The organism is Marinobacter sp. F3R08, from assembly GCF_018860425.1.
GTDB lineage: Bacteria > Pseudomonadota > Gammaproteobacteria > Pseudomonadales > Oleiphilaceae > Marinobacter.
Genome location: NZ_JAHKPI010000014.1, coordinates 205,920 through 229,257 on the forward strand (window position 1 = coordinate 205,920; position 23,338 = coordinate 229,257).

Annotated in this window: 23 protein-coding genes; 20 read left to right on the forward strand and 3 right to left on the reverse strand. The window is 56.1% G+C overall.

Annotated features, from left to right (window positions below):
- Nucleotides 1-115: 115 nt before the first annotated feature.
- The 16 genes from KO499_RS04020 (at nucleotide 116) to glmS (ending at nucleotide 16,905) form a co-directional block, all read left to right on the forward strand.
- Entirely contained in the window at nucleotides 116-1,420 is a 1,305-nt protein-coding gene (locus tag KO499_RS04020; protein WP_215982423.1) for an MFS transporter, read from the forward strand.
- 352 nt (nucleotides 1,421-1,772) lie between these two features.
- Nucleotides 1,773-3,659: a tRNA uridine-5-carboxymethylaminomethyl(34) synthesis enzyme MnmG gene (mnmG, locus tag KO499_RS04025; protein ID WP_215982424.1), complete on the forward strand. Its 1,887-nt coding sequence runs from the start codon at nucleotides 1,773-1,775 to the stop codon at nucleotides 3,657-3,659.
- 9 nt (nucleotides 3,660-3,668) lie between these two features.
- Nucleotides 3,669-4,313, forward strand: a complete 645-nt coding sequence (gene rsmG / locus KO499_RS04030; RefSeq protein ID WP_215982425.1) for a 16S rRNA (guanine(527)-N(7))-methyltransferase RsmG — start codon at nucleotides 3,669-3,671, stop codon at nucleotides 4,311-4,313.
- A 50-nt stretch (nucleotides 4,314-4,363) separates the two neighbouring features.
- Nucleotides 4,364-5,158, forward strand: a complete 795-nt coding sequence (locus tag KO499_RS04035; RefSeq protein ID WP_215982426.1) for a ParA family protein — start codon at nucleotides 4,364-4,366, stop codon at nucleotides 5,156-5,158.
- 60 nt (nucleotides 5,159-5,218) lie between these two features.
- Nucleotides 5,219-6,094 carry a ParB/RepB/Spo0J family partition protein gene (locus KO499_RS04040; RefSeq protein ID WP_215983377.1) on the forward strand — a complete coding sequence of 292 codons (876 nt, stop codon included), beginning with the start codon at nucleotides 5,219-5,221 and terminating at the stop codon, nucleotides 6,092-6,094.
- A 271-nt stretch (nucleotides 6,095-6,365) separates the two neighbouring features.
- A complete protein-coding gene (locus KO499_RS04045) occupies nucleotides 6,366-6,764 on the forward strand; it encodes a F0F1 ATP synthase subunit I (RefSeq protein WP_215982427.1) in 399 nt (132 codons plus the stop codon).
- Nucleotides 6,765-6,783: 19 nt separating this feature from the next.
- Nucleotides 6,784-7,671: a F0F1 ATP synthase subunit A gene (gene atpB, locus KO499_RS04050; protein ID WP_215982428.1), complete on the forward strand. Its 888-nt coding sequence runs from the start codon at nucleotides 6,784-6,786 to the stop codon at nucleotides 7,669-7,671.
- 75 nt (nucleotides 7,672-7,746) lie between these two features.
- Nucleotides 7,747-8,004 (forward strand): F0F1 ATP synthase subunit C, encoded by a 258-nt coding sequence (atpE, locus tag KO499_RS04055; RefSeq protein WP_012138088.1) that lies wholly within the window; start codon nucleotides 7,747-7,749, stop codon nucleotides 8,002-8,004.
- 68 nt (nucleotides 8,005-8,072) lie between these two features.
- A complete protein-coding gene (locus KO499_RS04060; protein ID WP_215982429.1) occupies nucleotides 8,073-8,543 on the forward strand; it encodes a F0F1 ATP synthase subunit B in 471 nt (156 codons plus the stop codon).
- Nucleotides 8,544-8,558: 15 nt separating this feature from the next.
- Complete coding sequence (locus KO499_RS04065) at nucleotides 8,559-9,095, forward strand: F0F1 ATP synthase subunit delta (protein ID WP_215982430.1); 537 nt, start codon at nucleotides 8,559-8,561, stop codon at nucleotides 9,093-9,095.
- A gap of 28 nt (nucleotides 9,096-9,123) precedes the next feature.
- Nucleotides 9,124-10,668, forward strand: coding sequence for a F0F1 ATP synthase subunit alpha (gene atpA, locus KO499_RS04070; RefSeq protein WP_215982431.1), 1,545 nt, complete (start codon nucleotides 9,124-9,126; stop codon nucleotides 10,666-10,668).
- A 75-nt stretch (nucleotides 10,669-10,743) separates the two neighbouring features.
- Entirely contained in the window at nucleotides 10,744-11,607 is an 864-nt protein-coding gene (atpG, locus tag KO499_RS04075) for a F0F1 ATP synthase subunit gamma (protein ID WP_215982432.1), read from the forward strand.
- Nucleotides 11,608-11,662: 55 nt separating this feature from the next.
- The gene (gene atpD / locus KO499_RS04080; RefSeq protein WP_215982433.1) at nucleotides 11,663-13,057 is read left to right on the forward strand and encodes a F0F1 ATP synthase subunit beta; all 1,395 of its coding nucleotides are present in this window, start codon (nucleotides 11,663-11,665) and stop codon (nucleotides 13,055-13,057) included.
- Between the two features lie 47 nt (nucleotides 13,058-13,104).
- Nucleotides 13,105-13,527, forward strand: a complete 423-nt coding sequence (locus KO499_RS04085) for a F0F1 ATP synthase subunit epsilon (RefSeq protein WP_215982434.1) — start codon at nucleotides 13,105-13,107, stop codon at nucleotides 13,525-13,527.
- A gap of 150 nt (nucleotides 13,528-13,677) precedes the next feature.
- Nucleotides 13,678-15,042, forward strand: coding sequence for a bifunctional UDP-N-acetylglucosamine diphosphorylase/glucosamine-1-phosphate N-acetyltransferase GlmU (gene glmU / locus KO499_RS04090; protein ID WP_215982435.1), 1,365 nt, complete (start codon nucleotides 13,678-13,680; stop codon nucleotides 15,040-15,042).
- A gap of 30 nt (nucleotides 15,043-15,072) precedes the next feature.
- Nucleotides 15,073-16,905 carry a glutamine--fructose-6-phosphate transaminase (isomerizing) gene (gene glmS, locus KO499_RS04095; protein WP_215982436.1) on the forward strand — a complete coding sequence of 611 codons (1,833 nt, stop codon included), beginning with the start codon at nucleotides 15,073-15,075 and terminating at the stop codon, nucleotides 16,903-16,905.
- A gap of 34 nt (nucleotides 16,906-16,939) precedes the next feature.
- Here glmS and KO499_RS04100 read toward each other — a convergent pair whose 3' ends face one another.
- Nucleotides 16,940-17,830: a LysR substrate-binding domain-containing protein gene (locus KO499_RS04100; RefSeq protein ID WP_215982437.1), complete on the reverse strand. Its 891-nt coding sequence runs from the start codon at nucleotides 17,828-17,830 to the stop codon at nucleotides 16,940-16,942.
- A 132-nt stretch (nucleotides 17,831-17,962) separates the two neighbouring features.
- On the opposite strand from KO499_RS04100, the gene KO499_RS04105 reads away from it, so the two are divergent.
- The 4 genes from KO499_RS04105 to KO499_RS04120 all read left to right on the forward strand — a co-directional run bounded on the left by KO499_RS04105 (nucleotide 17,963) and on the right by KO499_RS04120 (nucleotide 20,792).
- Nucleotides 17,963-19,081, forward strand: a complete 1,119-nt coding sequence (locus tag KO499_RS04105; protein WP_228339803.1) for an S-(hydroxymethyl)glutathione dehydrogenase/class III alcohol dehydrogenase — start codon at nucleotides 17,963-17,965, stop codon at nucleotides 19,079-19,081.
- A gap of 55 nt (nucleotides 19,082-19,136) precedes the next feature.
- Complete coding sequence (gene fghA / locus KO499_RS04110; protein ID WP_215982438.1) at nucleotides 19,137-19,973, forward strand: S-formylglutathione hydrolase; 837 nt, start codon at nucleotides 19,137-19,139, stop codon at nucleotides 19,971-19,973.
- Between the two features lie 109 nt (nucleotides 19,974-20,082).
- Nucleotides 20,083-20,550, forward strand: a complete 468-nt coding sequence (locus tag KO499_RS04115) for a hypothetical protein (RefSeq protein WP_215982439.1) — start codon at nucleotides 20,083-20,085, stop codon at nucleotides 20,548-20,550.
- 17 nt (nucleotides 20,551-20,567) lie between these two features.
- Nucleotides 20,568-20,792, forward strand: coding sequence for a hypothetical protein (locus KO499_RS04120; protein WP_215982440.1), 225 nt, complete (start codon nucleotides 20,568-20,570; stop codon nucleotides 20,790-20,792).
- Nucleotides 20,793-20,798: 6 nt separating this feature from the next.
- Here the strand turns inward: KO499_RS04120 and KO499_RS04125 are convergent, their stop codons facing one another.
- On the reverse strand, nucleotides 20,799-21,110 hold the full coding sequence (locus tag KO499_RS04125; protein WP_215982441.1) for a DUF2218 domain-containing protein: 312 nt from the start codon (nucleotides 21,108-21,110) through the stop codon (nucleotides 20,799-20,801).
- Between the two features lie 28 nt (nucleotides 21,111-21,138).
- On the reverse strand, nucleotides 21,139-23,301 hold the full coding sequence (locus KO499_RS04130) for a TonB-dependent siderophore receptor (protein ID WP_215982442.1): 2,163 nt from the start codon (nucleotides 23,299-23,301) through the stop codon (nucleotides 21,139-21,141).
- Nucleotides 23,302-23,338 lie beyond the last annotated feature (37 nt).

Sequence of the window (23,338 nt, forward strand, 5' to 3'; positions counted from 1 at the left end):
CTGCTTAATCCCGTCAAATAAACGTTTCCTTGTCGTGGGCAGTCGCAGATTTGCACTGAATTAGCGCAGACCCTGGTCTTCTTACCTTGTTATTGCACTGAAACAGGATTTCTTGATGTCATCAAAAAGCCAGTTCCGTCTGCTCGGTCAACGGCGGTTTCTGCCCTTCTACCTCACCCAGTTTTCCGGAGCGTTCAACGACAATCTGTTCAAGAACGCCCTGTTGCTGTTGATCACATACAGCGCCGGGGGCCTGATGGGTCTGTCGGTGGATATTGTGGTCAATCTGGCGGCCTTTCTGTTTATCCTTCCGTTTTTCCTGTTCTCTGGCATCGCCGGGGAAATGGCGGATCGCTATGAAAAATCCCGGATCATCAGGAATGTAAAACTGGCGGAAATCGTGATCATGTCCGTGGCCGCACTTGGGCTCTGGTTCAGCTGGTACGAACTGCTGCTGGTCCTGTTGTTTCTGATGGGCACCCAGTCCACCTTCTTTGGCCCGGTCAAATACGCAATCCTGCCCCAGGTACTGGCTGACGAGGAGTTGGTGGGGGGCAATGGCCTGGTAGGCATGGGTACGTTTGTGGCGATTCTTCTGGGCACCATTGCGGCCGGCCTGCTGATGGGGTTCGAGGCGGCCGCCAGACTGACAGCGATCGCCGTGGTGGTCATGGCTGTGCTGGGTTATCTGGCGGCACGCCGGGTTCCGGAAACTCAAACGGATGGTTCCGGTGTTACCGTGCGCCTGCGACCGGTACTGGAAACGGTCAAGCTGATGGCTGTGGCGGCTGAACGTCGTCACGTGTTGCTGGCAGTGCTGGCGATCTCCTGGTTCTGGTTCCTGGGCGCTGCCTACCTGACCCAGTTCCCCAATTTTGCGCGCACCAACCTGCGTGGCGATGAAACGGTGGTAACGTTATTGCTGGCTATGTTTACGGTCGGAATTTCCATCGGATCCATGATGTGTGAGCGCCTGACAAAACACCGGGTCACCCTGATTCCTGTGCCCTGGGGAGCTCTGGGGCTGAGCCTGTTTGGAACCGATCTGTACTTTGCGGTGCCTGACGACCCGGTGGCGTCGACCTGGTGGACCCTGATCACCGATCCTGTCTATCTTAGAGTCCTGGTGGATCTGGTTGGCGTTGGCATCTGCGGCGGACTGTTCATTGTGCCACTGTACGCCTTTATCCAGCATGAAACCCCGCGTGACAAACGTGCCCGTATCATTGCGGCTTTGAATGTGATCAATGCCCTGTTCATGGTGGTGAGTGCACTGGCAGGCATTGTGGTTCTTGGTCTGCTGGATTTCAGTATTCCCGGTTTCTTCCTGTTGTTATCGCTGCTGAATGCCGTCGTGCTGGTGCTGGTGCTGGTCTGGCAGCTTCGACGAAAATCGCTTCCCCAATCTGTGGATAATTAGTTGGACAACCTACGGACAGTTTCTGGATGATCTATATTAATATTAGTTAAAACAATGGTTTAAGGGTTTTTTGGGGGTGATTGACAAGGGGGCTTTCATGTGGATAACTTTCTTGAAAACTTTTGTGAAAAGACCGATCCAAACCTATGAAAAGCCATGCATTTCGGTTTTCCACCATCCTTGTAAACCTGCGCAAAAGCCTCGTTTGACTGCGCACGACGGCCCGTTAACTTCCAACCAGTGGCGTCTCTGGTTAAAATTTGCACATTCCGACTGCAATTTTCCGGGTGAAGCGTTATACTCGCCGCCCTGTTTTTGTACCTTCTTTTCAGCCCGATTTCCGAGGTGAACTGTGGATTTTCCAACCCGTTTCGATGTCATTGTCATTGGTGGTGGCCATGCCGGTACCGAAGCCGCTCTTGCGGCTGCACGCATGGGTTCGCAAACCCTGCTGCTGACCCACAACATTGAGACTCTGGGACAGATGTCCTGTAACCCTGCCATTGGCGGGATTGGCAAGAGTCATCTGGTGAAGGAAATCGATGCCCTGGGCGGCGCCATGGCAGAAGCCACAGACCGGGCGGGCATCCAGTTCCGGGTGCTTAACAGTCGCAAGGGCCCGGCGGTCCGTGCCACCCGGGCCCAGGCGGATCGTGTGCTCTACAAGGCGGCTATTCGCCATACCCTGGAGAGTCAGCCGAATCTGACGCTGTTCCAGCAAGCTGCAGACGATCTGATTGTGGAAAACGATCAGGTGACCGGTGTCGTCACCCAGACGGGTATTCGTTTTAACGCCAGAACGGTCGTTTTGACCACCGGGACCTTTCTTGGCGGAGTTATCCACATTGGTATGCAGCACCACGCCGGCGGCCGCGCCGGCGACGCCCCGGCCAATGCACTGGCCCAGCGCCTGCGGGAACTGCCATTCAATGTTGGCCGCCTGAAAACCGGCACGCCGCCGCGTATTGACGCCCGGTCTGTGGATTTCTCGGTCATGCAGGAGCAATGGGGCGATGACCCTACTCCGGTGATGTCCTTTATCGGCAGTCGCAGTCAGCATCCCGAGCAGGTCTGCTGCTATGTGACCCGCACAACTGAACAGACCCACGATATTATCCGCAGCGGGTTCGACCGTTCGCCGATGTTTGCCGGCAGCATTGAGGGTGTCGGCCCTCGCTATTGTCCCTCCATTGAGGACAAGGTAAACCGGTTTGCCGACAAGGATTCCCATCAGATTTTTGTGGAACCGGAGGGGCTGACTACCAACGAACTCTACCCGAACGGTATTTCCACCAGCCTGCCATTCGATATCCAGTTGGCGGCGGTACGTTCCATTCCCGGGTTCGAAAATGCCCATATCACCCGGCCGGGTTATGCCATTGAATACGATTACCTGAATCCGCAGGATCTGCGCCATACCCTGGAAACCAAGTTTATCCAGGGTCTGTATTTTGCCGGCCAGATCAATGGCACCACCGGCTATGAAGAGGCGGGTGCACAGGGGCTGCTGGCGGGGATCAACGCAGCTCTGCGGTCCCAGGACAAAGACGAGTGGTACCCGCGCCGGGATGAAGCCTACCTGGGGGTACTGGTGGACGACCTGATCACCATGGGTACCTCTGAGCCTTACCGTATGTTTACCAGCCGAGCCGAGTACCGGCTGATTCTGCGTGAGGACAACGCCGACCTGCGCCTGACCGAAACCGGGCGTAAAATCGGCCTCGTGAATGATGAGCGCTGGCAGAAGTTCAACGAAAAACGCGAAGCGATCACCAGCGAACGTTCCCGCCTGGAAGGCACCCGAATTCACCCGAACACCGAAGCTGGTGAGCGGGCCAATGGCTTCCTCAAACAGCCGATGACCCGGGACCAGTCACTGGCGGAACTGTTGCGTCGACCAGAGATTGTTTACAGTCACATCGCCGAGATTGGTGCCGCGCAGGCCGATGACCCGGTTGTCGCAGACCAGGTGGAAATCGAGATCAAGTACGAGGGCTACATTTCCCGTCAGACGGACGAGATAGAGCGCCTGCGCAAAAATGAGAACACCTCCCTGCCGGTAGATCTGGATTACGACGTGATTGGTGGCCTGTCCAACGAGATCAAGCAAAAGCTGAAGACGGTGCGTCCGGAAACTGTGGCACAGGCTTCCCGAGTACAGGGTGTGACTCCGGCGGCGGTCAGCCAGATTCTGGTGCATCTGAAAAAGCGCGACCTGTTGCGCAAGCAGTCAGCCTGAGCCGCGGCCATGATTCATGAACTCTGGCAGCGCCAGCTCCGGGATGGTCTGGCTGCTATGGACGTGTCCCTGACCGAAACGCAGCAGCAACAACTGCTGGCGTTTCTTGGTCTGCTCAATAAATGGAACCGCGCTTACAACCTTACCGCGGTTCGGAATGAGCAGGACATGGTGTCCCGGCAATTACTGGACAGCCTCAGCATTCTTCCCTGGGTGACCACGGAGCATCTGCTGGACGTGGGAGCGGGCGGCGGCCTGCCCGGTATTCCTCTGGCCATCGCCTTGCCTGAGAAGCGGTTTACACTGCTTGACAGCAACGGCAAAAAGACCCGTTTTCTCAATCAATGCGTGCTGGAATTGGGTCTTGGCAATGTTGAGGTGATTCACGGTCGGGCGGAAGATTGTGAACCAGAGACGCCTTTCACCCAGATCAGCAGCCGGGCTTTCACCGCGCTTGAGAACCTGGTGATCTGGTGCGGCGATCTGCTGGCAAATGGCGGCGAGTTTCTTGCCATGAAAGGTCAGTTTCCGGATGATGAAGTGGCTGCTCTTCCGGCTGCCTGGCAGGTAAAATCCACGCATTCCCTGGATGTCCACGGCGCCAATGGCGAGCGTCATCTGTTGTTGATTGACCGGGCAGAGAATGACCGGTAATTCGGCAGTCCCGTTTCTGAACCGGTAACCCATACACAAGGAGGCAAGACATGGCGCGCGTGATTGCAGTGACCAATCAGAAAGGCGGTGTGGGCAAAACCACCACCTGCGTCAACCTTGCTGCCTCCCTGGCCGCAACCAAACGCCGGGTGCTGTTGGTGGACATGGATCCGCAGGGCAACGCCACGATGGGCAGTGGTGTGGATAAAAATGCCCTGGAGCTGTCCGGCTACGACCTGTTGACCAAGCGAGCCAGCGCCGCTGAGGTTATTTTTCCCGCGGAGGCTTCCGGGTTCGATATCCTGCCTGCCAACGGCGATCTGACCGCGGCTGAAGTCGAGCTGATGAACGAGATTGGTCGCGAGCATCGCCTGCGTCTGGCTTTGAATACGGTTCGCGATAACTACGATTACGTCCTGATCGATTGCCCGCCGTCGCTCAGCCTGTTAACGGTGAATGCCCTGTCGGCGGCAGACTCTGTGCTGATCCCCATGCAGTGCGAATACTACGCCCTGGAGGGGCTGGCGGCATTGATGAACACCGTTGAGCAGATTCAGGAAACCGTGAACCCGAATCTGCAGGTCGAAGGCATCCTGCGCACCATGTATGACCCTCGTAACAGCCTCACGCTGGATGTTTCCGGCCAACTGAGCGAGTACTTCGGCGACAAGGTCTATCGCGCGGTGATTCCCCGCAATGTTCGCCTGGCCGAGGCGCCCAGCTACGGGGTCCCTGCCCTGAAGTACGACCGGGCCTCCAAGGGCGCTATCGCATACCTGGCACTGGCGGGTGAGATGGTCCGTCGCCATGGTTCGAAAAAGACATCTGCGCCTGTTGCGGTGTAACATACCGCCCTGTCACTCACTTAAGCATAAAGATATTCAACGGGAAGAATGACTGACACCATGGCGGCGAAGAAACGAGGATTGGGTGAACGTGGACTGGGTGCCCTGCTGGCGGGCTCAAAGGTCAATCTGGATCAGGAACTGAAAGACCACGACGGTGAGCTTCGCGAAGTTCCCGTTGATCTGATCCAGCGTGGCCGTTACCAACCCCGGCGCGATATGGATCCTGCCGCCCTTCAGGAGCTGGCCGATTCCATTCGCCAGCAAGGGGTGATGCAGCCAGTGGTTGTCCGCCCGATAAGCGAAGGACGCTACGAGCTGATTGCCGGTGAACGCCGCTGGCGCGCCACCCAGATGGCGGGCCTGGACAGCATTCCCGCTATTATCCGGGATGTTCCGGATGAAGCTGCCATTGCCATGGCGCTGATCGAGAATATCCAGCGTGAGAATCTCAATCCGATTGAAGAAGCCTTTGCGCTCCAGCGTCTGCAGGACGAGTTTGGTCTGACCCAGGCTCAGGTGGCTGAAGCCGTGGGTAAATCCCGCACGACCATTACTAACCTGCTACGACTGATCGGATTGTCCGAAGACGTGCGTATTATGCTCGAGCACGGTGATCTGGAGATGGGGCACGGCCGCGCCATGCTGACCCTCGCGCCGGAATTGCAGATGCAGGTTGCCAAACAGGTGGTGGCCAAATCGCTTTCTGTTCGCCAGACCGAAGCACTGGTGCGCCGTGTCCAGCAGGAAACGCCGGACAGCAAATCCCGTAAAACAGGCGCCGTAGACCCCAATATTCGTGCTCTGCAGGACGATCTGGCCGAACGACTGGGCGCACGAGTCTCCATTGACCACGGTCAGCGCGGCAAAGGCAAACTGGTGATCGAATACAGCTCACTGGATGAACTCGACGGCATCCTGGGCCATATCAAATAAAATCGTCGGAGTTGGCTGGGTCCTTCGACCCACTACGAAAGTTCGTTCCTGCAAATATACACAACATGTAGTGGTGAAAAACTGAACTAGTGTCTATTTGTGACGAAAATTGCCAAAACCCAGTTATCACGCCGTTTCAGGCGGGCCAGCCGACACCCGGTTTTGTTGATTCGTGTACATTGAACACATATAATCTGCGGCGCTCGTATCGGTGTATTTGCTTACTTTTTATACGACATCGAACAATAAGCACCGTTTTTTCGGGACAATTATGACAAAGGCAGCCCCGGGCGCTATTGGCCGTCCGCCCATCACACGATGGTTTGTAATAGAGAGTGTGGTACTTGTCTTTGTCAGCCTGGCGTTTCTCTTGCGAGGCCAGGTTTCTGGTTATTCAGCGCTGCTGGGCGGACTTATCTTTCTGATCCCCCATGGTTATTTTGCGCTAAAGGCATTCCGCTACGCCGGCGCGCGGTCTGCCAAAAAGATCATGACTTCGTTTTACCAGGGTGAGGCCGGCAAGCTCATCCTGTGCGCCATCCTCTTCACGATGGTGTTCAAATGGATTCAGCCGCTTGATATAGCGGCACTTTTTTTAACATTTGCGATCATGCTGGTCACCAACTGGTTGACACCGCTTCTGGCGGGCAGCACTACGCAGCAAAGCTAACTGGACCTGGGAAACCGTTATGGCAGGAAGTGCATCCGAATATATCCAGCATCACCTCCAGAACCTCACGTATGGCAAACTGCCAGCCGGCTACGAGCGGTTGGACGCTAATGGCAACGTCGTTGACGTCCTTGACCAAGCCACCTGGACGATGGCCACCAGTGCCTCAGAAGCGTCCGATATGGGCTTCTGGGCTCTGCATGTTGACTCTCTGGGATGGGCGGTAGGCCTTGGCCTGGTGTTCCTGATTGTGTTCCGGATCGCGGCCAAGCGTGCCACCTCTGGCCAGCCAGGCGGGCTCCAGAATTTCGTGGAAGTGATGGTTGAGTTTGTTGACCAGAGCGTCAAGGAAACCTTCCATGGCAAGAACAAGGTTATTGCACCTCTGTCTCTGACCATCTTCTGCTGGGTTTTCCTGATGAACCTGATGGATCTGGTGCCGGTCGATTTCCTGCCCCAGCTGTTCCATCTGATGGGCTTCCAGTACATGAAGGTGGTTCCGACCACTGACGTGAACGTGACCCTGGGCATGTCTCTGTCCGTATTCGCTCTGATCATCTATTACAGTTTGAAGGTGAAAGGCCTTGGCGGCTTCCTTGGCGAACTGACTCTGCACCCGTTCTCCTCGGACAACCTGGCTCTGAAAGTACTGCTGATTCCAGTGAACCTGCTTCTGGAAGGCGTCAGCCTGCTGGCCAAGCCGATCTCTCTGGCACTGCGTCTGTTCGGTAACCTGTACGCCGGCGAGCTGATCTTCATCCTGATTGCGCTGCTGCCTCTGTGGGCGCAGTGGACACTGTCTGTTCCCTGGGCGATTTTCCACATCCTGATTATCACCCTGCAGGCATTCATCTTTATGATGTTGACGATCGTGTACCTGAGCATGGCTCACGAAGACAGTCACTGATCGGACACCATTAAGCCGTAGTTCTAAACCCTAAACCCTAAAACTGAAAAACCTAACTGAAAACTGGGAGTTATCATGGAAACTGTAGTTGGAATGACCGCGATTGCCGTTGCACTGCTGATTGGCCTGGGTGCCCTGGGTACCGCGATTGGCTTTGGTATCCTCGGTGGCAAATTCCTGGAAGGCGCTGCGCGTCAGCCGGAAATGACCCCGATGCTGCAGGTTAAAATGTTCATCGTTGCAGGTCTGCTGGACGCCGTCACCATGATCGGTGTTGGTATCGCACTGTTCTTCACTTTCGCCAACCCGTTTGTCGGCCAGATCGCCGGTTAATCGAGTCGCCAGCCGGGGGCTTCACCCCGGGCAGATGATTCTTAACAAAACAGGCGAGAGGTGAAGACGTGAACATTAATCTGACGATGATTGGTCAAGCCATCGCGTTCTTTATCTTTGTCGTCTTCTGCATGAAATACGTGTGGCCGCCAATCATGGCCGCACTGCAGGAGCGTCAAAAGAAGATCGCTGACGGACTGGCTGCCTCAGACCGCGCTGCGCGCGATCTGGAACTGGCTCAGGAAAAGTCAGCTCAGGAACTGCGTGAAGCCAAGCAGCAAGCTGCTGGCCTGATTGAACAGGCCAACAAGCGTGCGGCCCAGATTGTGGAAGCATCCAAGGATGACGCCCGCAAGGAAGGCCAGAAGCTGATTGAGCAGGCCAAGGCCGAAATTGAGCAGGAGCGCAATCAGGCTCGTGAAGCGTTGCGGGCAGAAATTGCCGTTATCGCTGTCGCCGGTGCCGAGAAGATCCTGGAAACCTCTGTCGATGCCTCCAAGCACAACGAGATGTTGGAAAAACTGGCGGCAGAACTTTAAACGACGAGGTTCATCATGGCAGAACTGAGAACGCTGGCCCGTCCATACGCAAAGGCAGCATTTAGTGCCGCTCAGGAGCATGAACAGCTGGCTGAGTGGTCCCAGGTGCTGACAATTGCCGGGCAGGTCACCGCGAACAAAGACATTCGACAGCTTCTCGCGAATCCGGGTCTGGAAGAGCAGAAGAAGGCAGAGCTGATTCTGGAGGTCGCCGAAGAAGGCGTTACCGATCAGGTCCGCAACTTTTTCGCTGTACTGGCCGAAAACCGCCGTCTGGCTCTTCTTCCTGAGATTGCAGCGCTCTTCAACACGTACCGGGCTGATCTGGAGCGCACTGTTGATATCTCGGTTACCGCAGCTTTCGAGCTGACGGACGAACAGCAACAGAAGCTCGCCCAGGCACTTTCGAAGAAACTCGAGCGGCAAGTGTCACTCGCGGCGTCAACGGACAAGTCTATTATTGGCGGCGTGATTATTCGCACCGGCGATCTGGTCATTGACGCATCTGTACGCGGAAAGCTGACCAAGCTGGCCGACGCTCTGGGCTCCTGATTTCAGCACAAGGTTTGAGGATATTGGCATGCAGCAACTGAATCCATCCGAGATCAGTGACATCATCAAGAAGAGAATCGAGAAACTCGATATCTCTTCCGAAGCAAAGAACGAAGGTACGATCCTGTCAGTTTCTGACGGTATTGTGCTGATCCACGGTCTTGCCGACGTTATGTACGGTGAGATGATTGAATTCGCCAATGGCACCTTCGGCATGGCTCTGAACCTGGAGCGTGATTCCGTTGGTGCGGTTGTACTGGGTGATTACGAAGATCTGGCTGAAGGCCAGAAAGTTCGTTGCACCGGCCGGATCCTGGAAGTGCCGGTTGGGCCGGAACTGATGGGCCGCGTAGTTGACGCTCTGGGTAACCCCATTGACGGCAAAGGCGACCTCGGTACCGATCTGACCTCTCCGGTTGAAAAGGTTGCACCGGGCGTTATCGCACGTCAGTCCGTTGATGAGCCGGTTCAGACTGGTCTGAAAGCGATCGACACCATGGTTCCGATCGGTCGTGGTCAGCGTGAGCTGATCATCGGTGACCGTCAGATCGGTAAGACCGCTGTTGCGATCGATGCGATCATCAACCAGAAGAATACTGGCATCAAGTGTATCTACGTTGCCGTTGGCCAGAAGCAGTCTTCCATTGCCGCCGTAGTGCGCAAACTGGAAGAGCACAACGCCATGGATCACACCATTGTGGTTGCCGCCGGTGCCGCGGACCCTGCAGCAATGCAGTTCCTGGCTCCGTACTCCGGTACCTCCATGGGTGAGTACTTCCGTGACCGTGGTGAAGACGCCCTGATCATCTACGATGATCTGTCCAAGCAGGCTGTGGCTTACCGTCAGATTTCCCTGCTGCTGCGTCGTCCGCCGGGCCGTGAAGCCTACCCGGGTGACGTTTTCTACCTGCACTCACGTCTGCTGGAGCGCGCGTCCCGCGTGAACGCTGACTACGTAGAGCAGCTGACAAATGGCGAAGTGAAAGGCCAGACCGGTTCCCTGACCGCGCTGCCGATCATCGAGACCCAGGCCGGCGACGTATCTGCGTTCGTACCGACCAACGTTATCTCCATTACCGACGGTCAGATCTTCCTGGAAACCAACCTGTTCAACTCCGGCATCCGTCCGGCGATGAACGCCGGTATCTCCGTATCCCGGGTAGGTGGTTCAGCCCAGACCAAGATCATGAAGAAGCTTGGCGGTAACATCCGTCTGGCTCTGGCCCAGTATCGTGAACTGGCTGCTTTCGCACAGTTTGCTTCTGATCTCGACGAAGCAACCCGTCAGCAGCTTGAGCACGGTCAGCGTGTAACGGAACTCATGAAGCAGAACCAGTACAGCCCGATGTCTGTGGCCGAAATGGGTACGGTTCTGTTCGCAGCCAACGAAGGCTTCCTGGACGATGTTGATGTCGACAAGGTAGTGAAGTTTGAAGCGCAGATGCTTGACTGGATGCGCTCCGAGCAGAAAGACCTCCTCGACAAGATCAACGAGAAAGGCGATTACAACGACGAAATCGCTGCCGGCCTCAAAGCTGCACTTGAGAAATTCAAGACCACTCAGAGCTGGTAAGAAAACGGGCCTGCAGCCTAGGTTGCGGGCCGATTTTCGTAGCAACGAGTGTCTAACTTGAGAAGGCAGTGAGTTATGGCCGTCGGCAAAGAAATACGTAACCAGATTTCAAGCATCAAGAGCACGCAGAAGATCACCAGCGCCATGGAAATGGTGGCTGCGAGTAAGATGCGCAAGGCTCAGGAACGCATGCAGGCGACACGTCCGTATGCCGACAAGATGCGTCAGGTGATCGGGCACATTGCCAAGGCGAACGCTCAGTACAACCACCCGTTCATGGTCGAGCGCGAGGTAAAGCGCGTGGGCTATATCGTGGTATCGACTGATCGTGGCCTCTGCGGTGGTCTGAACATCAACCTGTTCAAAGCGCTTGTCCGTGAAATGAAAGCGTGGAAAGAAAAGGGAGTCGAAACCGATCTGTGCGCCATCGGACAGAAAGGGGCTTCCTTTTTCCGGAGCTACGGCGGCAATGTTGTCGCAGCGCTGACCCATCTGGGGGACAGTCCGAGCTCTGAAAAACTCATCGGCAACGTCAAGGTTATGCTGGATGCGTTCTCGGAAGGCAAGATCGATCGCCTTTATGTGGTAAGCAACGAGTTCGTTAACACCATGACCCAGAGCCCGAAGGTGGAGCAGCTTCTGCCTCTGCCTGAGAGTGAAGACGAGGAAGAGATCAAGAACCAGTGGGATTATCTCTACGAGCCCGATGCCAGGCAGATCCTCGATGGCCTTCTGCCACGTTTTATTGAATCCCAGGTGTACCAGGGTGTGGTAGAAAATCTGGCATGTGAACAGGCAGCCCGGATGATCGCCATGAAGAGCGCAACTGATAACGCCGGTGGCATTATCGACGAGCTTCAGTTGGCTTATAACAAGGCGCGTCAGGCGGCTATTACCCAAGAGATATCGGAGATTGTGAGCGGCGCGGCTTCGGTCTGATCCAGCCCACAATCCAACTGGTTTTATTGACTATCAAGATAACGAGGAACCGAGCATGAGTAGCGGACAAATCGTTCAGATCATTGGCGCGGTTATCGACGTGGAATTCCCACGTGACTCCGTACCCAAAGTATATGACGCACTGTTGCTTGAAGGTGGCGAAACAACTCTGGAAGTCCAGCAGCAGCTGGGTGACGGCATTGTTCGTACCATCGCCATGGGCAGCACCGAGGGCCTCAAGCGTGGCCTGAAAGCAGAAAACACCGGCAACCCGATTTCGGTACCGGTTGGTACCCAGACTCTGGGCCGGATCATGGACGTTCTGGGTCGACCCATCGACGAAGCCGGCGAGATCGGCGAAGAAGAGCGCTGGGCGATTCACCGGAAAGCTCCTGGCTATGCCGATCAGGCTGCATCTGCCGACCTGCTGGAAACCGGCATCAAGGTTATCGACCTGATCTGCCCGTTCGCCAAGGGTGGTAAGGTTGGTCTGTTCGGTGGTGCCGGTGTGGGCAAAACCGTAAACATGATGGAGCTGATCAACAACATCGCGAAAGAGCACTCCGGTCTCTCTGTATTCGCAGGTGTTGGTGAGCGGACCCGGGAAGGTAACGACTTCTACTACGAAATGAAGGAGTCCAACGTTCTCGATAAGGTTGCCATGGTTTACGGCCAGATGAACGAGCCCCCTGGAAACCGTCTGCGTGTGGCCCTGACCGGTCTCACCATGGCTGAGAAGTTCCGTGACGAAGGTCGTGACGTTCTGTTGTTTGTGGACAACATTTACCGTTACACCCTGGCCGGTACCGAAGTATCCGCACTGCTCGGCCGTATGCCGTCTGCGGTAGGTTACCAGCCCACTCTGGCTGAAGAGATGGGTCAGCTGCAGGAGCGTATTACCTCCACCAAGAACGGTTCCATCACGTCTATCCAGGCGGTCTATGTACCGGCGGATGACTTGACTGACCCGTCGCCTGCAACCACCTTCTCGCACCTGGATGCTACAGTAGTATTGAGCCGTGATATCGCCTCCAAGGGTATTTACCCGGCGATCGATCCGCTGGACTCCACCTCCCGTCAGCTGGATCCGCTGATCATCGGCGAGGAGCATTACGAAGTGGCCCGTGGCGTGCAGACCAACCTGCAGCGCTACAAGGAACTGAAAGACATCATCGCCATCCTGGGTATGGATGAACTGTCAGAAGAAGACAAGCTGACCGTAGCCCGTGCCCGTAAGATCGAGCGTTTTCTGTCTCAGCCGTTCCACGTTGCTGAAGTATTCACCGGTTCCCCCGGTAAGTACGTTTCTCTCAAGGAAACCATCAGCAGCTTTAAGGGCATCCTGAATGGCGACTATGACGAACTGCCCGAGCAGGCGTTCTACATGGTTGGTACCATTGAGGAAGCGGTTGAGAAAGGGAAGGAAATGAAGAGCAAGGCAAAGAGCTAATCTGAGCTGATGCATTTGTTTCCGGATCGATCAAAGAGGCAACTGACATGGGTATGACCGTGCATTGTGATGTGGTAAGTGCCGAAACAAAGATCTATTCCGGATTGGTGGAAATGCTGATCGCAGCGGGCTCTGAAGGTGACCTGGGTATTGCCCCGGGTCACACGCCGCTGCTGACCCAGCTGAAGCCGGGTCCCATTCGGATTATCAAGCAGGGCGGAGAGGAAGAAATTCTCTACGTTTCCGGCGGATATCTGGAGGTTCAGCCCAATCTGGTGACTTTGTTGGCGGATACTGCGGTTCGTGCAAAGGATGTGGACGAAGCGGCCGCGCTTGAGGCTCAGAAAGAGGCCGAAAGCGCACTTGCCAACAAGACCGGTGAATTCGAGTACACCCGTGCGGCTGCAGAGCTGGCCGAAGCTGTTGCCCAGCTTCGCACCATCCAGCAGCTGCGTAACAAAATGCGTTAAGCATTTTCGTTTCGGGTTTGCCGAACACCGAAGCCGCATCCTGAGCGGCTGTATGATCAACGTGTTGCGTTGGCCATTCAGTCATGAGGGGTGCGGCTTTTTTTATTTTCAGCATTCAGACAGGAAAAACTCCGGGAGCCTGAACTTTCCATGAGCCCGCTACACGTTGTCATCCTGGCCGCAGGCCAGGGATCCAGAATGAAATCCGCATTGCCCAAAGTGCTGCATCCGATCGCAGGTCGACCGATGCTGCACCACGTTATTGCCACGGCGAAACAGCTTGGAGCTGAACGGATTCATACGGTGATCGGTCATGGCGCCGACAGCGTTCGCTCGGCCACGGATGAAGCGTCAGTAAACTGGGTTACCCAGCGCGAGCAGCTGGGAACCGGTCATGCGGTCGCCCAGGCATTGCCGGATCTCCCTGATGACGCCCGCGTGCTGGTGCTCTATGGCGATGTTCCACTCACTCGCCATGAAACCCTCGAGAGCCTTGTCAGTACGCTGGATGACAGCACCCTTGGCTTGTTAACCGTGACCCTGGACAACCCTCAGGGTTACGGTCGGATTGTCCGAAACACCGAGGGCGCGGTGCAGTCCATTGTCGAACAGAAAGACGCTTCTTTGGAGCAGCAACAGATTCGCGAGGTCAACACAGGTATTCTGGCCGTTGCCGCGAAACATCTGAAAACCTGGTTGCCCACGCTGTCCAATGCCAACGCCCAGGGTGAGTACTATCTCACCGACATTATTGCCATGGCGGTGCAACAGGGTCTGGGGGTTTCCGTGTCCCAGCCGGACAATCCTTACGAAGTGCAGGGTGTGAATAACCGACTGCAGTTGGCCGAGCTTGAACGCTGGTACCAGCGTCAACAGGCTGACCGGTTGATGACTGAAGGCGCCACGCTCGCGGATCCGGCCCGGATTGATGTTCGTGGAGAACTCAGCATTGGCAATGACCTGTGGATCGATGTGAACGTTGTTTTCGAAGGCAAGGTCAGTCTCGGGAGCCAGGTGTCCATTGGCCCGGGTTGCGTCATCAAGGACGCTACCATTGCTGACGGTGCACAGATCAACGCCCACAGCGTGATTGATGGTGCGGTGATTGGTGCCAATGCCCAGATAGGGCCGTTTGCCCGGCTTCGTCCGGGTACCGAACTGGCGGCCAATACCAAGGTTGGCAACTTTGTGGAAACGAAAAAAGCCCTTGTCGGTGAGGGTAGCAAGATCAATCACTTGAGTTATGTGGGCGATGCCTCACTGGGCCGTAATGTGAATGTGGGTGCAGGAACGATCACCTGTAATTATGATGGGGTGAACAAGTATCAGACGGTGCTCGGCGACGGGGTGTTCGTGGGTTCGAATACGGCGCTGGTTGCCCCGGTCAGTGTTGCAGCGGACGCCACGATCGGAGCCGGGTCCACCATTACCCGGAATGTGGCTGACAACGAACTGGCTGTAGCCCGAGGCCGGCAGCGCAATATCTCCGGTTGGGAAAAACCGAAGAAACACTGATTTAAACGATTAACAGACAGGTAAAACAGCATGTGTGGAATTGTAGGTGCGGTTTCGGAACGGGACGTTCAGGGTATCCTACTTGAGGGTCTGCGCCGCCTGGAATACCGGGGTTACGACTCCGCCGGCATGGCTGTGATCGGTGGTGCCAAAGGGGTTCAGCGAGCCCGGGAAGTGGGCAAGGTGGCCTCACTGGCAGAGGCCATGAAAGCGAATCCGCAGACCGGTCACCTGGGCATTGCCCATACCCGCTGGGCCACCCATGGCGAGCCATCCCAGATCAACGCCCATCCACATATGTCGGGCGAGCACCTGGCCATTGTTCACAACGGAATTATTGAAAACTATCAGGAACTCCGGGAAGAACTCCGGGCCGACGGCTTTGAATTTACCTCGCAGACCGACACCGAAGTGGTCGCGCACCTGATAGAAAAGAACTACCGCACTCTGGGCAACCTTCATGATTCCGTGAGAGCTTCCATTTCACGGCTTCGAGGTGCCTATGCACTGGCAGTGGTACACGCTGAAGAACCGGACCATCTGGTGGTGTGCCGGGAAGGCAGTCCACTGGTGATCGGTGTGGGTATCGGTGAGAATTTCATCGCCTCAGATCAGCTGGCGCTTTTGCCGGTCACAGACCGTTTCATGTTCCTGGAAGAAGGGGACATTGCCGATATCCGAAAGGATGGTATGACCATCCTGGACCGTGAAGGCCAGGCTGTGGAACGTGAAGTCACGCGTTTTGAGCATGGTGCGGACTCTGCCGACAAGGGCGAATACCGGCATTTCATGCTCAAAGAAATCTATGAGCAGCCCAAAGTGATCAAGGCCACCATGGAAGGACGGGTGACCAAAACCCGGGTACTGGAGCAGGCTCTCGGTACCGAAGCGGCTAACCTGCTGGAGAACGTTCGCCACGTTCAGATCATTGCCTGTGGCACCAGTTACCATGCCGGCATGGTGGCGCGTTACTGGATCGAAGAGCTTGCGGGCGTGGCCTGCTCGGTGGAAGTGGCCTCCGAGTTCCGATACCGCAAGCACGTTATCCAGCAGGATACGCTGTTCCTGTGCATCTCCCAATCCGGCGAAACCGCGGATACCCTGGCCGCGCTTCGTCAGGCCAAGCAGGCCGGTTTCCGGGCGGCACTGGCCATCTGTAACGTACCCGGCAGTTCGCTGGTCCGCGAATCCGACCTGGTCATCATGACGCAGGCCGGTCCGGAAATCGGCGTGGCCTCTACCAAGGCCTTCACCACCCAACTGACGGCGTTGCTGATTTTCACCCTTGCCCTGGCCCGTCACAACGGTTTGTCGGAGGAGAAGGAAGCCGACATTATTGAGGCCATTCATCTGTTGCCCGGACAGGTCAGTGATGTGCTGGCCCTGGATGGCGAGATTGCCGAGTTGTCCAAGGCGTTCATGGACAAGAACCACAGCCTGTTCCTTGGCCGGGGCTCCCAGTTCCCGGTAGCCCTGGAAGGTGCCCTGAAGCTGAAGGAAATCTCTTACATTCACGCCGAAGCTTACCCGGCAGGCGAGCTCAAGCATGGCCCACTGGCCCTGGTCGACAGTGAAATGCCTGTGGTTACCGTAGCGCCGAACAACGACCTGGTTGAGAAGCTCAAGTCCAACCTGGAAGAGGTCCGGGCCCGGGGCGGTGAGTTATTTGTGTTTGCCGATAAGGAAGCCGGCGTGAAACCGGAAGAGAGTCTGCACGTCATGCCGATACCTTCAGTGCATCCGATTACTGCCCCGATTGTCTACACCGTGCCCTTGCAGTTGTTGTCGTATCACGTTGCCGTGTTGAAGGGTACCGATGTGGATCAGCCGCGGAACCTGGCCAAGAGCGTGACGGTGGAGTGATCCACCGAAGACTTCCACACAACGGTGGAATCCCTCAGACCAGGGATTCGGTCAGGAAGTCCAGCAGCATCCGGACCTTGGTCGACAGATGGCGGTTGTGTGGGTAGACCGCCCAGATGCCGTCCTCATCTTCACGGTAGTGATTGAGCAGGGGGATCAGCAAGCCTTCATCCAGGGCCTGCTGAACGTAATAGTCCGGGAGCTGTACAATACCCAGCCCTTTCAGGGCCGCATCCAGCAGCGCTCTGCCGCTGTCGCAGCGGATGGAACCCCGGATCCGGATATTCCGGGTTCTGCCCTGATCCTGAAAGCGCCAATAATCCAGGTTACCCATCAGGCAGTTGTGCCGATCCAGTTCCGATAACGAGTGCGGTGTTCCGTGTGCCGAGAGATACCTTGGCGATGCGCACACGTACAAAGCCCGGGAGGCCAGGCGTCTGGCCATCATGCTGGAGTCCTCCAGGGTTCCCAGGCGAATTGCCAGATCAAAGCCTTCGGCCACCAGATCCAGTTTCTGGTTAGTCAGCCTCATCTCCACCTCGAGTTCCGGATACTGAAGAACAAAGTCGTTCACCAGCGGGGCGATGTTCGTTTCTCCGTACGTCACCGGGGCTGTCAGCCGGAGCTTGCCCTTCGGTGCGAGCTGCATACTGGTTACCGAGCGTTCCGCTTCTTCCAGGGCATCCAGAACCTGTCGGCAGTGCTGGTAATAGAGCTGACCGGCCTCGGTTGCTGAAACCCGCCGGGTAGTCCGGTAGAACAGTTTGATCCCGAGTCGGCTTTCCAGGGTGCTGACTTGCCGGCTGACCTGGGCCGTGGAAATGCCAAGACGCCTGGCCGCACTGGTAAATCCCCCGGTTTCCAGGACGGCAACGAATTCTGATACCCCTTCCCAAGAATGTGCGGATTGCTTTGCTCGGTTCATTGTTGCCATACAGAAAAAGTGAATTGACAGTTAGCTTGATTATCACCAACGAGAAAGCAATTACAATGGGCGTATCCTTGGGCGGTTGCCCGCCCTTCATGAACCGACCCCGTCGAGACTGTTATGACTGAGATGATCAAATCCAAAGCGGCTATTGCCTGGGGACCTGGCCAACCCTTGTCCATCGAAGAAGTGGACGTCATGCCGCCCAAAGCGGGTGAGGTTCTGGTACGTGTTGTTGCCTCCGGTGTCTGCCACACAGACGCCTTTACGCTTTCAGGTGACGACCCTGAAGGCATTTTCCCGGCGATTCTGGGTCATGAGGGTGGCGGTATTGTGACGGCCATCGGTGAGGGCGTCACCAGCGTTGAGGTTGGCGATCACGTGATTCCGCTCTACACGCCCGAATGCGGAGAGTGCAAATTCTGTCTGTCTGGCAAGACCAACCTCTGTGGCAGAATCCGGGAAACCCAGGGCAAGGGCCTGATGCCGGACGGCACCACGCGGTTCTTCAAGGATGGTCAGCCGATTTATCACTACATGGGCTGCTCTACCTTCTCCGAGTATACTGTTCTTCCTGAGATCTCCCTGGCGAAGGTCAATAAGGATGCCCCGCTGGAAGAAGTGTGCCTGCTTGGTTGCGGTGTGACCACCGGCATGGGTGCCGTGATGAATACTGCCAAAGTGGAGGCGGGCGCTACCGTGGCCATCTTTGGTCTTGGCGGGATCGGACTGTCGGCGATTATTGGCGCCACCATGGCCAAAGCCGGTCGCATCATCGGTATCGACATCAACGAGAGCAAATTCGACCTGGCGCGCCAATTGGGCGCGACCGATTGCATCAATCCGAAAGACTATGACAAACCGATTCAGGAAGTCATTGTGGAACTGACGGATGGCGGTGTGGATTACTCCTTTGAGTGCATCGGTAACGTCGACGTTATGCGTTCTGCGTTGGAATGTTGCCACAAGGGGTGGGGCGAATCGATCGTCATTGGTGTGGCCGGGGCCGGTCAGGAAATCTCCACGCGTCCATTCCAGCTGGTCACCGGCCGGGTCTGGAAAGGCTCTGCGTTTGGTGGCGTTAAAGGCCGTTCTGAATTACCCGGTATCGTTGAGCGTTACCTTCAGGGGGAATTCAAACTCAATGATTTCATCACCCATACCATGGGTCTGGAAAAGATCAATGAGGCGTTTGAATTGATGCACGAGGGCAAGAGCATTCGTAGCGTTATCCATTTCGACAAGTGATCCATCGCCGGAGCCCGCCCCGACCGGGTGGGCTCCGGCGTTGACGGAGAGTTCCATGACGGTTGAAAACCTGAGCAGTAACCGGAGTTTTGGCGGCTGGCACAAGCAATACAGTCACCAATCCCGGACACTCGGCTGCACCATGCGCTTTGCGATATACCTCCCGCCTCAGGTGGCCAATGGGCAGAAGGTCCCTGTGCTGTACTGGCTGTCCGGGTTGACCTGCACCGATGAGAATTTCATGCAAAAAGCCGGCGCCCACCGGCTGGCTGCCGAACTTGGTCTTGCGATTGTGGCCCCGGATACCAGCCCCCGTGGCGCCGACGTACCGAACGACGAAAGCTACGATCTGGGGCAGGGTGCCGGTTTTTATGTCAACGCCACGCAGAGTCCCTGGAACCGGCACTACCGGATGTACGACTATGTGCTGGAGGAGCTGCCAGAGCTGATCGAATCGGTGTTTCCGGTCAGCGATCAACGAGCGATATCCGGGCATTCCATGGGTGGCCACGGCGCCCTGATAGTGTCACTGCGCAATCCTGACCGGTTCCGGTCGGTGTCGGCATTCAGCCCGATCAGCAATCCGCTCAATTGCCCGTGGGGGCAGAAAGCGTTTTCGGCCTATCTGGGAGACGATACGGAGAACTGGGCACAATACGACGCCAGTGTGTTAATGGCAGCGGCTCAGGCATCGGTCCCAACGCTTGTCGATCAGGGGGCGGCTGACAACTTCCTCGAGGAGCAACTGAAACCGGAATCACTTGAGGCCGCAGCGGCCGTCAGTGGGTATTCTCTGGAGCTTCGTCGGCATGAGGGCTATGACCACAGCTATTATTTCATTGCCAGCTTCATTGATGAGCATCTGCGATTCCATGCGCAGCACCTGAGCTGAGCTGCCTGCCGGTGGTTGGATGAAGGTATGGTCATAAACGCAGGCTGATCCTTGAACTTTACTCAAATGATAATTATTATCATTTGAGTAAAAGCAAAAGGAGAATGCTGTGAATTTTCTGTGCCTCAATCATCGTCGTCATTTCTCTCAATTGCCGCTGGCAGATCGCAAGGAGTTATGGCTGGTCTGGATGGAGAAAGCGGCAACATCCAGTAATCAGGAAAAATGGCGAGAGGCGATCTCGCTGGCGGGGAGTGCGTTCGACCTTGCCTGTTTGCCACTGCAGGATGACGAGAGCTGTATGCACATAGAGCTGACGCTCTCGGCCATTCTGGTATCCCGTCTGTTGTCTGATAGGGCGAACAGGGAGGTCGCTGAGCAAGTGATTGCGAAAGCGGTTGATGCTCTTCTCGTCGGGCGGCCGATGCAGAGCGGAGACTCCTGTTGCGGGCTGCATGAGTGTGTTGATGTACTGTTGGATTGCGCCAGGCATGCGGAATTCTATTCGGACTACCTGAACTGGCCAGGAATACCTTTCAAAGTGGCAGGCGAAGCCTGCGGCCGGGTATTGCACTGACAGGAGGTGGCATGGGCATGGCGGTCAGACGATCAGATCCGGGACACGTGCTGCAGGCATCCAGCGTTGACTGGAACGAGGATGTCCGGAACCGGAAAATATCCATCACCCTAGATGCCGACTGCCTGTCCCGGCTCCTGAAAAAACACCATCTGCACGCTCAGGATTTTTCCTGCCTGGATGTTCATTCCAGAGAATGTGTTCGGCGACTCATCCTGGATCTGATGCGCAATTCCACCTGACCGCTGCTAGGTTGGAGCTGATTCCCAGGTCAGCTCCAACTCCTCTTTCCTGGCCATGCGCTGGATATGAATGTCCAGAATCATTTTCAGGGACTCCAGGGCCGAATCCGTTTCTGCTTCGAGTAAGATGTGTAACCGGTTACCCTCCGCAGTCAGCAAACACAGGCCGGGTTTGAACTCGACCCGGCCCTGATGTTCATCCCACTCTGCTGGTACCTTGTGACGAAAATGTTTGCACAGTCGATTCAACAGCAGTGAAGGTTGTTCGATGGCAACAATGGTCTGCAAGGTTTTCACAGGCGGCGACTCCTTTTTCATGATTCGTGGATGGTTCCTTTGCACACCCTCAGAAGGTGTAGGAAACCGATGCCTCAAGCGTCCGTTCCTCGCCAAACCAGCAGTTGGAACTGTCGTAGCAGCTGAAGTAACGCTCGTTTGTCAGGTTATTGACTGACAGCCCCAATTCGGTGCCTCGCAGGCTGTGAGACAGCTGCCCCAGGCTATAGCGAAGCGCAATGTCGACCAGGGTCGCATCAGGCACGTGGCCTTCGTTGGTTGTGGCGTCGTACTCGGATTCACCGATATAGCGGGCACCGATCCCGGCAACCAGACCATCCAGTGGACCGTCGTAGAAGCCGTAGTCAGCCCAGACCGACAACAGATGCTCCGGAACCCAGACCGGTGTCTGTCCCTGAAGACCGTTGTTGTCCTTGGTGACTTCCACATCCTGCAGGGTATAGCTCATGGTCATCAGCAGGCTATCCATAGGTTGCGCCTGGGCCTCGAGCTCAATACCCTGGGACCGCACTTCCCCGGCCTGAATCTGGTCGTAGGCTGTGCCGTCCGGATCTCGGGTGGGTACGTTATCCTTGGTGATCCGGAAGTATGCGAGGTTTGCGGAGGTGCGGCGGTCCTGTGACTGGTATTTAACACCCAGCTCCCACTGGTTACCTGCAGACGGGTCAAATTCGTTACCGTTCCGGTCGCTACCGGTTTGTGGCTCGAAACTTTCTGCGTAGTTGATATAGGGAGAAATGCCGTTGGCACCCCGATACATGACTCCGGCGCGGGTGGAGACATTGTCCTGCTCCAGTCGGGTATCGACGTTACTGCCGTATTTCAGCCCCGTTTCCTCACCGGTAAAGTCATCCCAGCGTACGCCGCCGATGAAGACGAAGCGGTTCAGCTCGATCTGATCCTGGAGGTAGATCCCCAGTTGTTTCTTCCGGATGTTGAAGTCCGATGAGTACAGGGTATCGGTGATGTCGATGGTGTTGAGTGAGATCTGATAGTAGTCAGGGTTGAAGAGATCAATGCTGGGCGCGCCACCGAAATAGGTACCGCTGGCATCGTAGTATGAGGTGTCCTCATAGATGACGTCCGAGTCAAGGCTGAGATAATCCACACCGACCAGAATATTGTGCCGGGCCTGACCGGTCTGGAAACGGCCGGAAAACTGGTTGTCTACAGTAAAGCCTGTTGTGGCTTCGTCGGTCAGATACGCCGCGCGGGAGAGTGTCCGGCCATCCGCTGCCAACCCTGTTCCATAGGTATTGGTCTGGAATGCTTCGGCATCGGTGTACCGGAAGTTCTGCAGAAACGTCCAGTTGTCATTGATGTTGTGGTTGATCTTGTACCCCGCCAGCAGTACTTCTTTGTCGAACTCGTTCCAGTTGGCGTCGCCGGAAAAAGCGTCCCGAGATAGCTCACCATTGGCATTGGGCAGGAACAGGCCGGAGGCGGGCAGACTGGTGTAGATGCCTGCTTCCGGATCCTTCTGGTAGTAAAGGTTGAAATTGACCAGGGTGTCTTCGGTCACCTGCCAATCCACCGAGGGCGCAATCATGTGGCGTTCCTCTCCGGACGTTTCCGCCTGGCCATCGCGGCTTCGGGTCAGGCCGACCAGGCTGTAGGACAGGTTGGAGTCGCCCAGCTGACCGCGGCTCTCAACCGAGGCTTCGGTCAGATTGCGGGTGCCAGCAGACATCTCGATCTTGTTGAAGCTGTCCGTGGCGGGTTGCTTGCCAATAAGGTTGACCATACCGCCGGGAGGCATTGCCCCATAGAGTGTGGAGGTCGGACCCCGAAACACTTCAACCTGTTCAACGGCTTTCAGATCGATCTGGGGTTGCAGGTTCCAGTCGTTAAACAGCAGTTGCAGGCCATCGTAGTAATTCTGGTAATTGAGGAAACCACGGATACTGAACAGGTCCAGTCGGCCAACGGCGCCGCCGCGCAGTTCGGTGTTGACACCAGGGCTGTAGCGCAGCGCCGTAGCAACCGAATCCGCATCCCGCATGTCCAGGGCCTGCTGGTCCAGAACTGAAATGCTCTGTGGAGTTTCTTCGGGCTCCAGAGCCGTTTTGGTCGCGGTATTACGGTAAGTTTCCCCGTATACCGTCATTTCGTCGAGTTCCATCGGCTCATTGGTATCGGCAACGGCCATCTGGCTGACAGCCAGGCTGACGGCCACAGTCAGCAAAGAGGGTTTGATCAGGGAAGCGGGCATGATCGGATCCTGTAACAACATGAAGTAATTAAATGCG

What these genes read in the sequence shown, in the direction of transcription:
- rsmG (WP_215982425.1), top strand. Translation starts at nt 3,669, where the DNA reads ATGATTCATGAACTCTGGCAGCGCCAGCTCCGGGATGGTCTGGCTGCT.
- fghA (WP_215982438.1), top strand. Translation starts at nt 19,137, where the DNA reads ATGACGGTTGAAAACCTGAGCAGTAACCGGAGTTTTGGCGGCTGGCAC.
- atpB (WP_215982428.1), top strand. Translation starts at nt 6,784, where the DNA reads ATGGCAGGAAGTGCATCCGAATATATCCAGCATCACCTCCAGAACCTC.
- KO499_RS04040 (WP_215983377.1), top strand. Translation starts at nt 5,219, where the DNA reads ATGGCGGCGAAGAAACGAGGATTGGGTGAACGTGGACTGGGTGCCCTG.
- atpG (WP_215982432.1), top strand. Translation starts at nt 10,744, where the DNA reads ATGGCCGTCGGCAAAGAAATACGTAACCAGATTTCAAGCATCAAGAGC.
- atpD (WP_215982433.1), top strand. Translation starts at nt 11,663, where the DNA reads ATGAGTAGCGGACAAATCGTTCAGATCATTGGCGCGGTTATCGACGTG.
- KO499_RS04045 (WP_215982427.1), top strand. Translation starts at nt 6,366, where the DNA reads ATGACAAAGGCAGCCCCGGGCGCTATTGGCCGTCCGCCCATCACACGA.
- KO499_RS04100 (WP_215982437.1), bottom strand. Translation starts at nt 17,830, where the DNA reads ATGAACCGAGCAAAGCAATCCGCACATTCTTGGGAAGGGGTATCAGAA.
- KO499_RS04120 (WP_215982440.1), top strand. Translation starts at nt 20,568, where the DNA reads ATGGCGGTCAGACGATCAGATCCGGGACACGTGCTGCAGGCATCCAGC.
- KO499_RS04085 (WP_215982434.1), top strand. Translation starts at nt 13,105, where the DNA reads ATGGGTATGACCGTGCATTGTGATGTGGTAAGTGCCGAAACAAAGATC.
- KO499_RS04125 (WP_215982441.1), bottom strand. Translation starts at nt 21,110, where the DNA reads ATGAAAAAGGAGTCGCCGCCTGTGAAAACCTTGCAGACCATTGTTGCC.
- KO499_RS04130 (WP_215982442.1), bottom strand. Translation starts at nt 23,301, where the DNA reads ATGCCCGCTTCCCTGATCAAACCCTCTTTGCTGACTGTGGCCGTCAGC.
- glmU (WP_215982435.1), top strand. Translation starts at nt 13,678, where the DNA reads ATGAGCCCGCTACACGTTGTCATCCTGGCCGCAGGCCAGGGATCCAGA.
- glmS (WP_215982436.1), top strand. Translation starts at nt 15,073, where the DNA reads ATGTGTGGAATTGTAGGTGCGGTTTCGGAACGGGACGTTCAGGGTATC.
- atpE (WP_012138088.1), top strand. Translation starts at nt 7,747, where the DNA reads ATGGAAACTGTAGTTGGAATGACCGCGATTGCCGTTGCACTGCTGATT.
- KO499_RS04065 (WP_215982430.1), top strand. Translation starts at nt 8,559, where the DNA reads ATGGCAGAACTGAGAACGCTGGCCCGTCCATACGCAAAGGCAGCATTT.
- KO499_RS04020 (WP_215982423.1), top strand. Translation starts at nt 116, where the DNA reads ATGTCATCAAAAAGCCAGTTCCGTCTGCTCGGTCAACGGCGGTTTCTG.
- atpA (WP_215982431.1), top strand. Translation starts at nt 9,124, where the DNA reads ATGCAGCAACTGAATCCATCCGAGATCAGTGACATCATCAAGAAGAGA.
- KO499_RS04105 (WP_228339803.1), top strand. Translation starts at nt 17,963, where the DNA reads ATGATCAAATCCAAAGCGGCTATTGCCTGGGGACCTGGCCAACCCTTG.
- KO499_RS04035 (WP_215982426.1), top strand. Translation starts at nt 4,364, where the DNA reads ATGGCGCGCGTGATTGCAGTGACCAATCAGAAAGGCGGTGTGGGCAAA.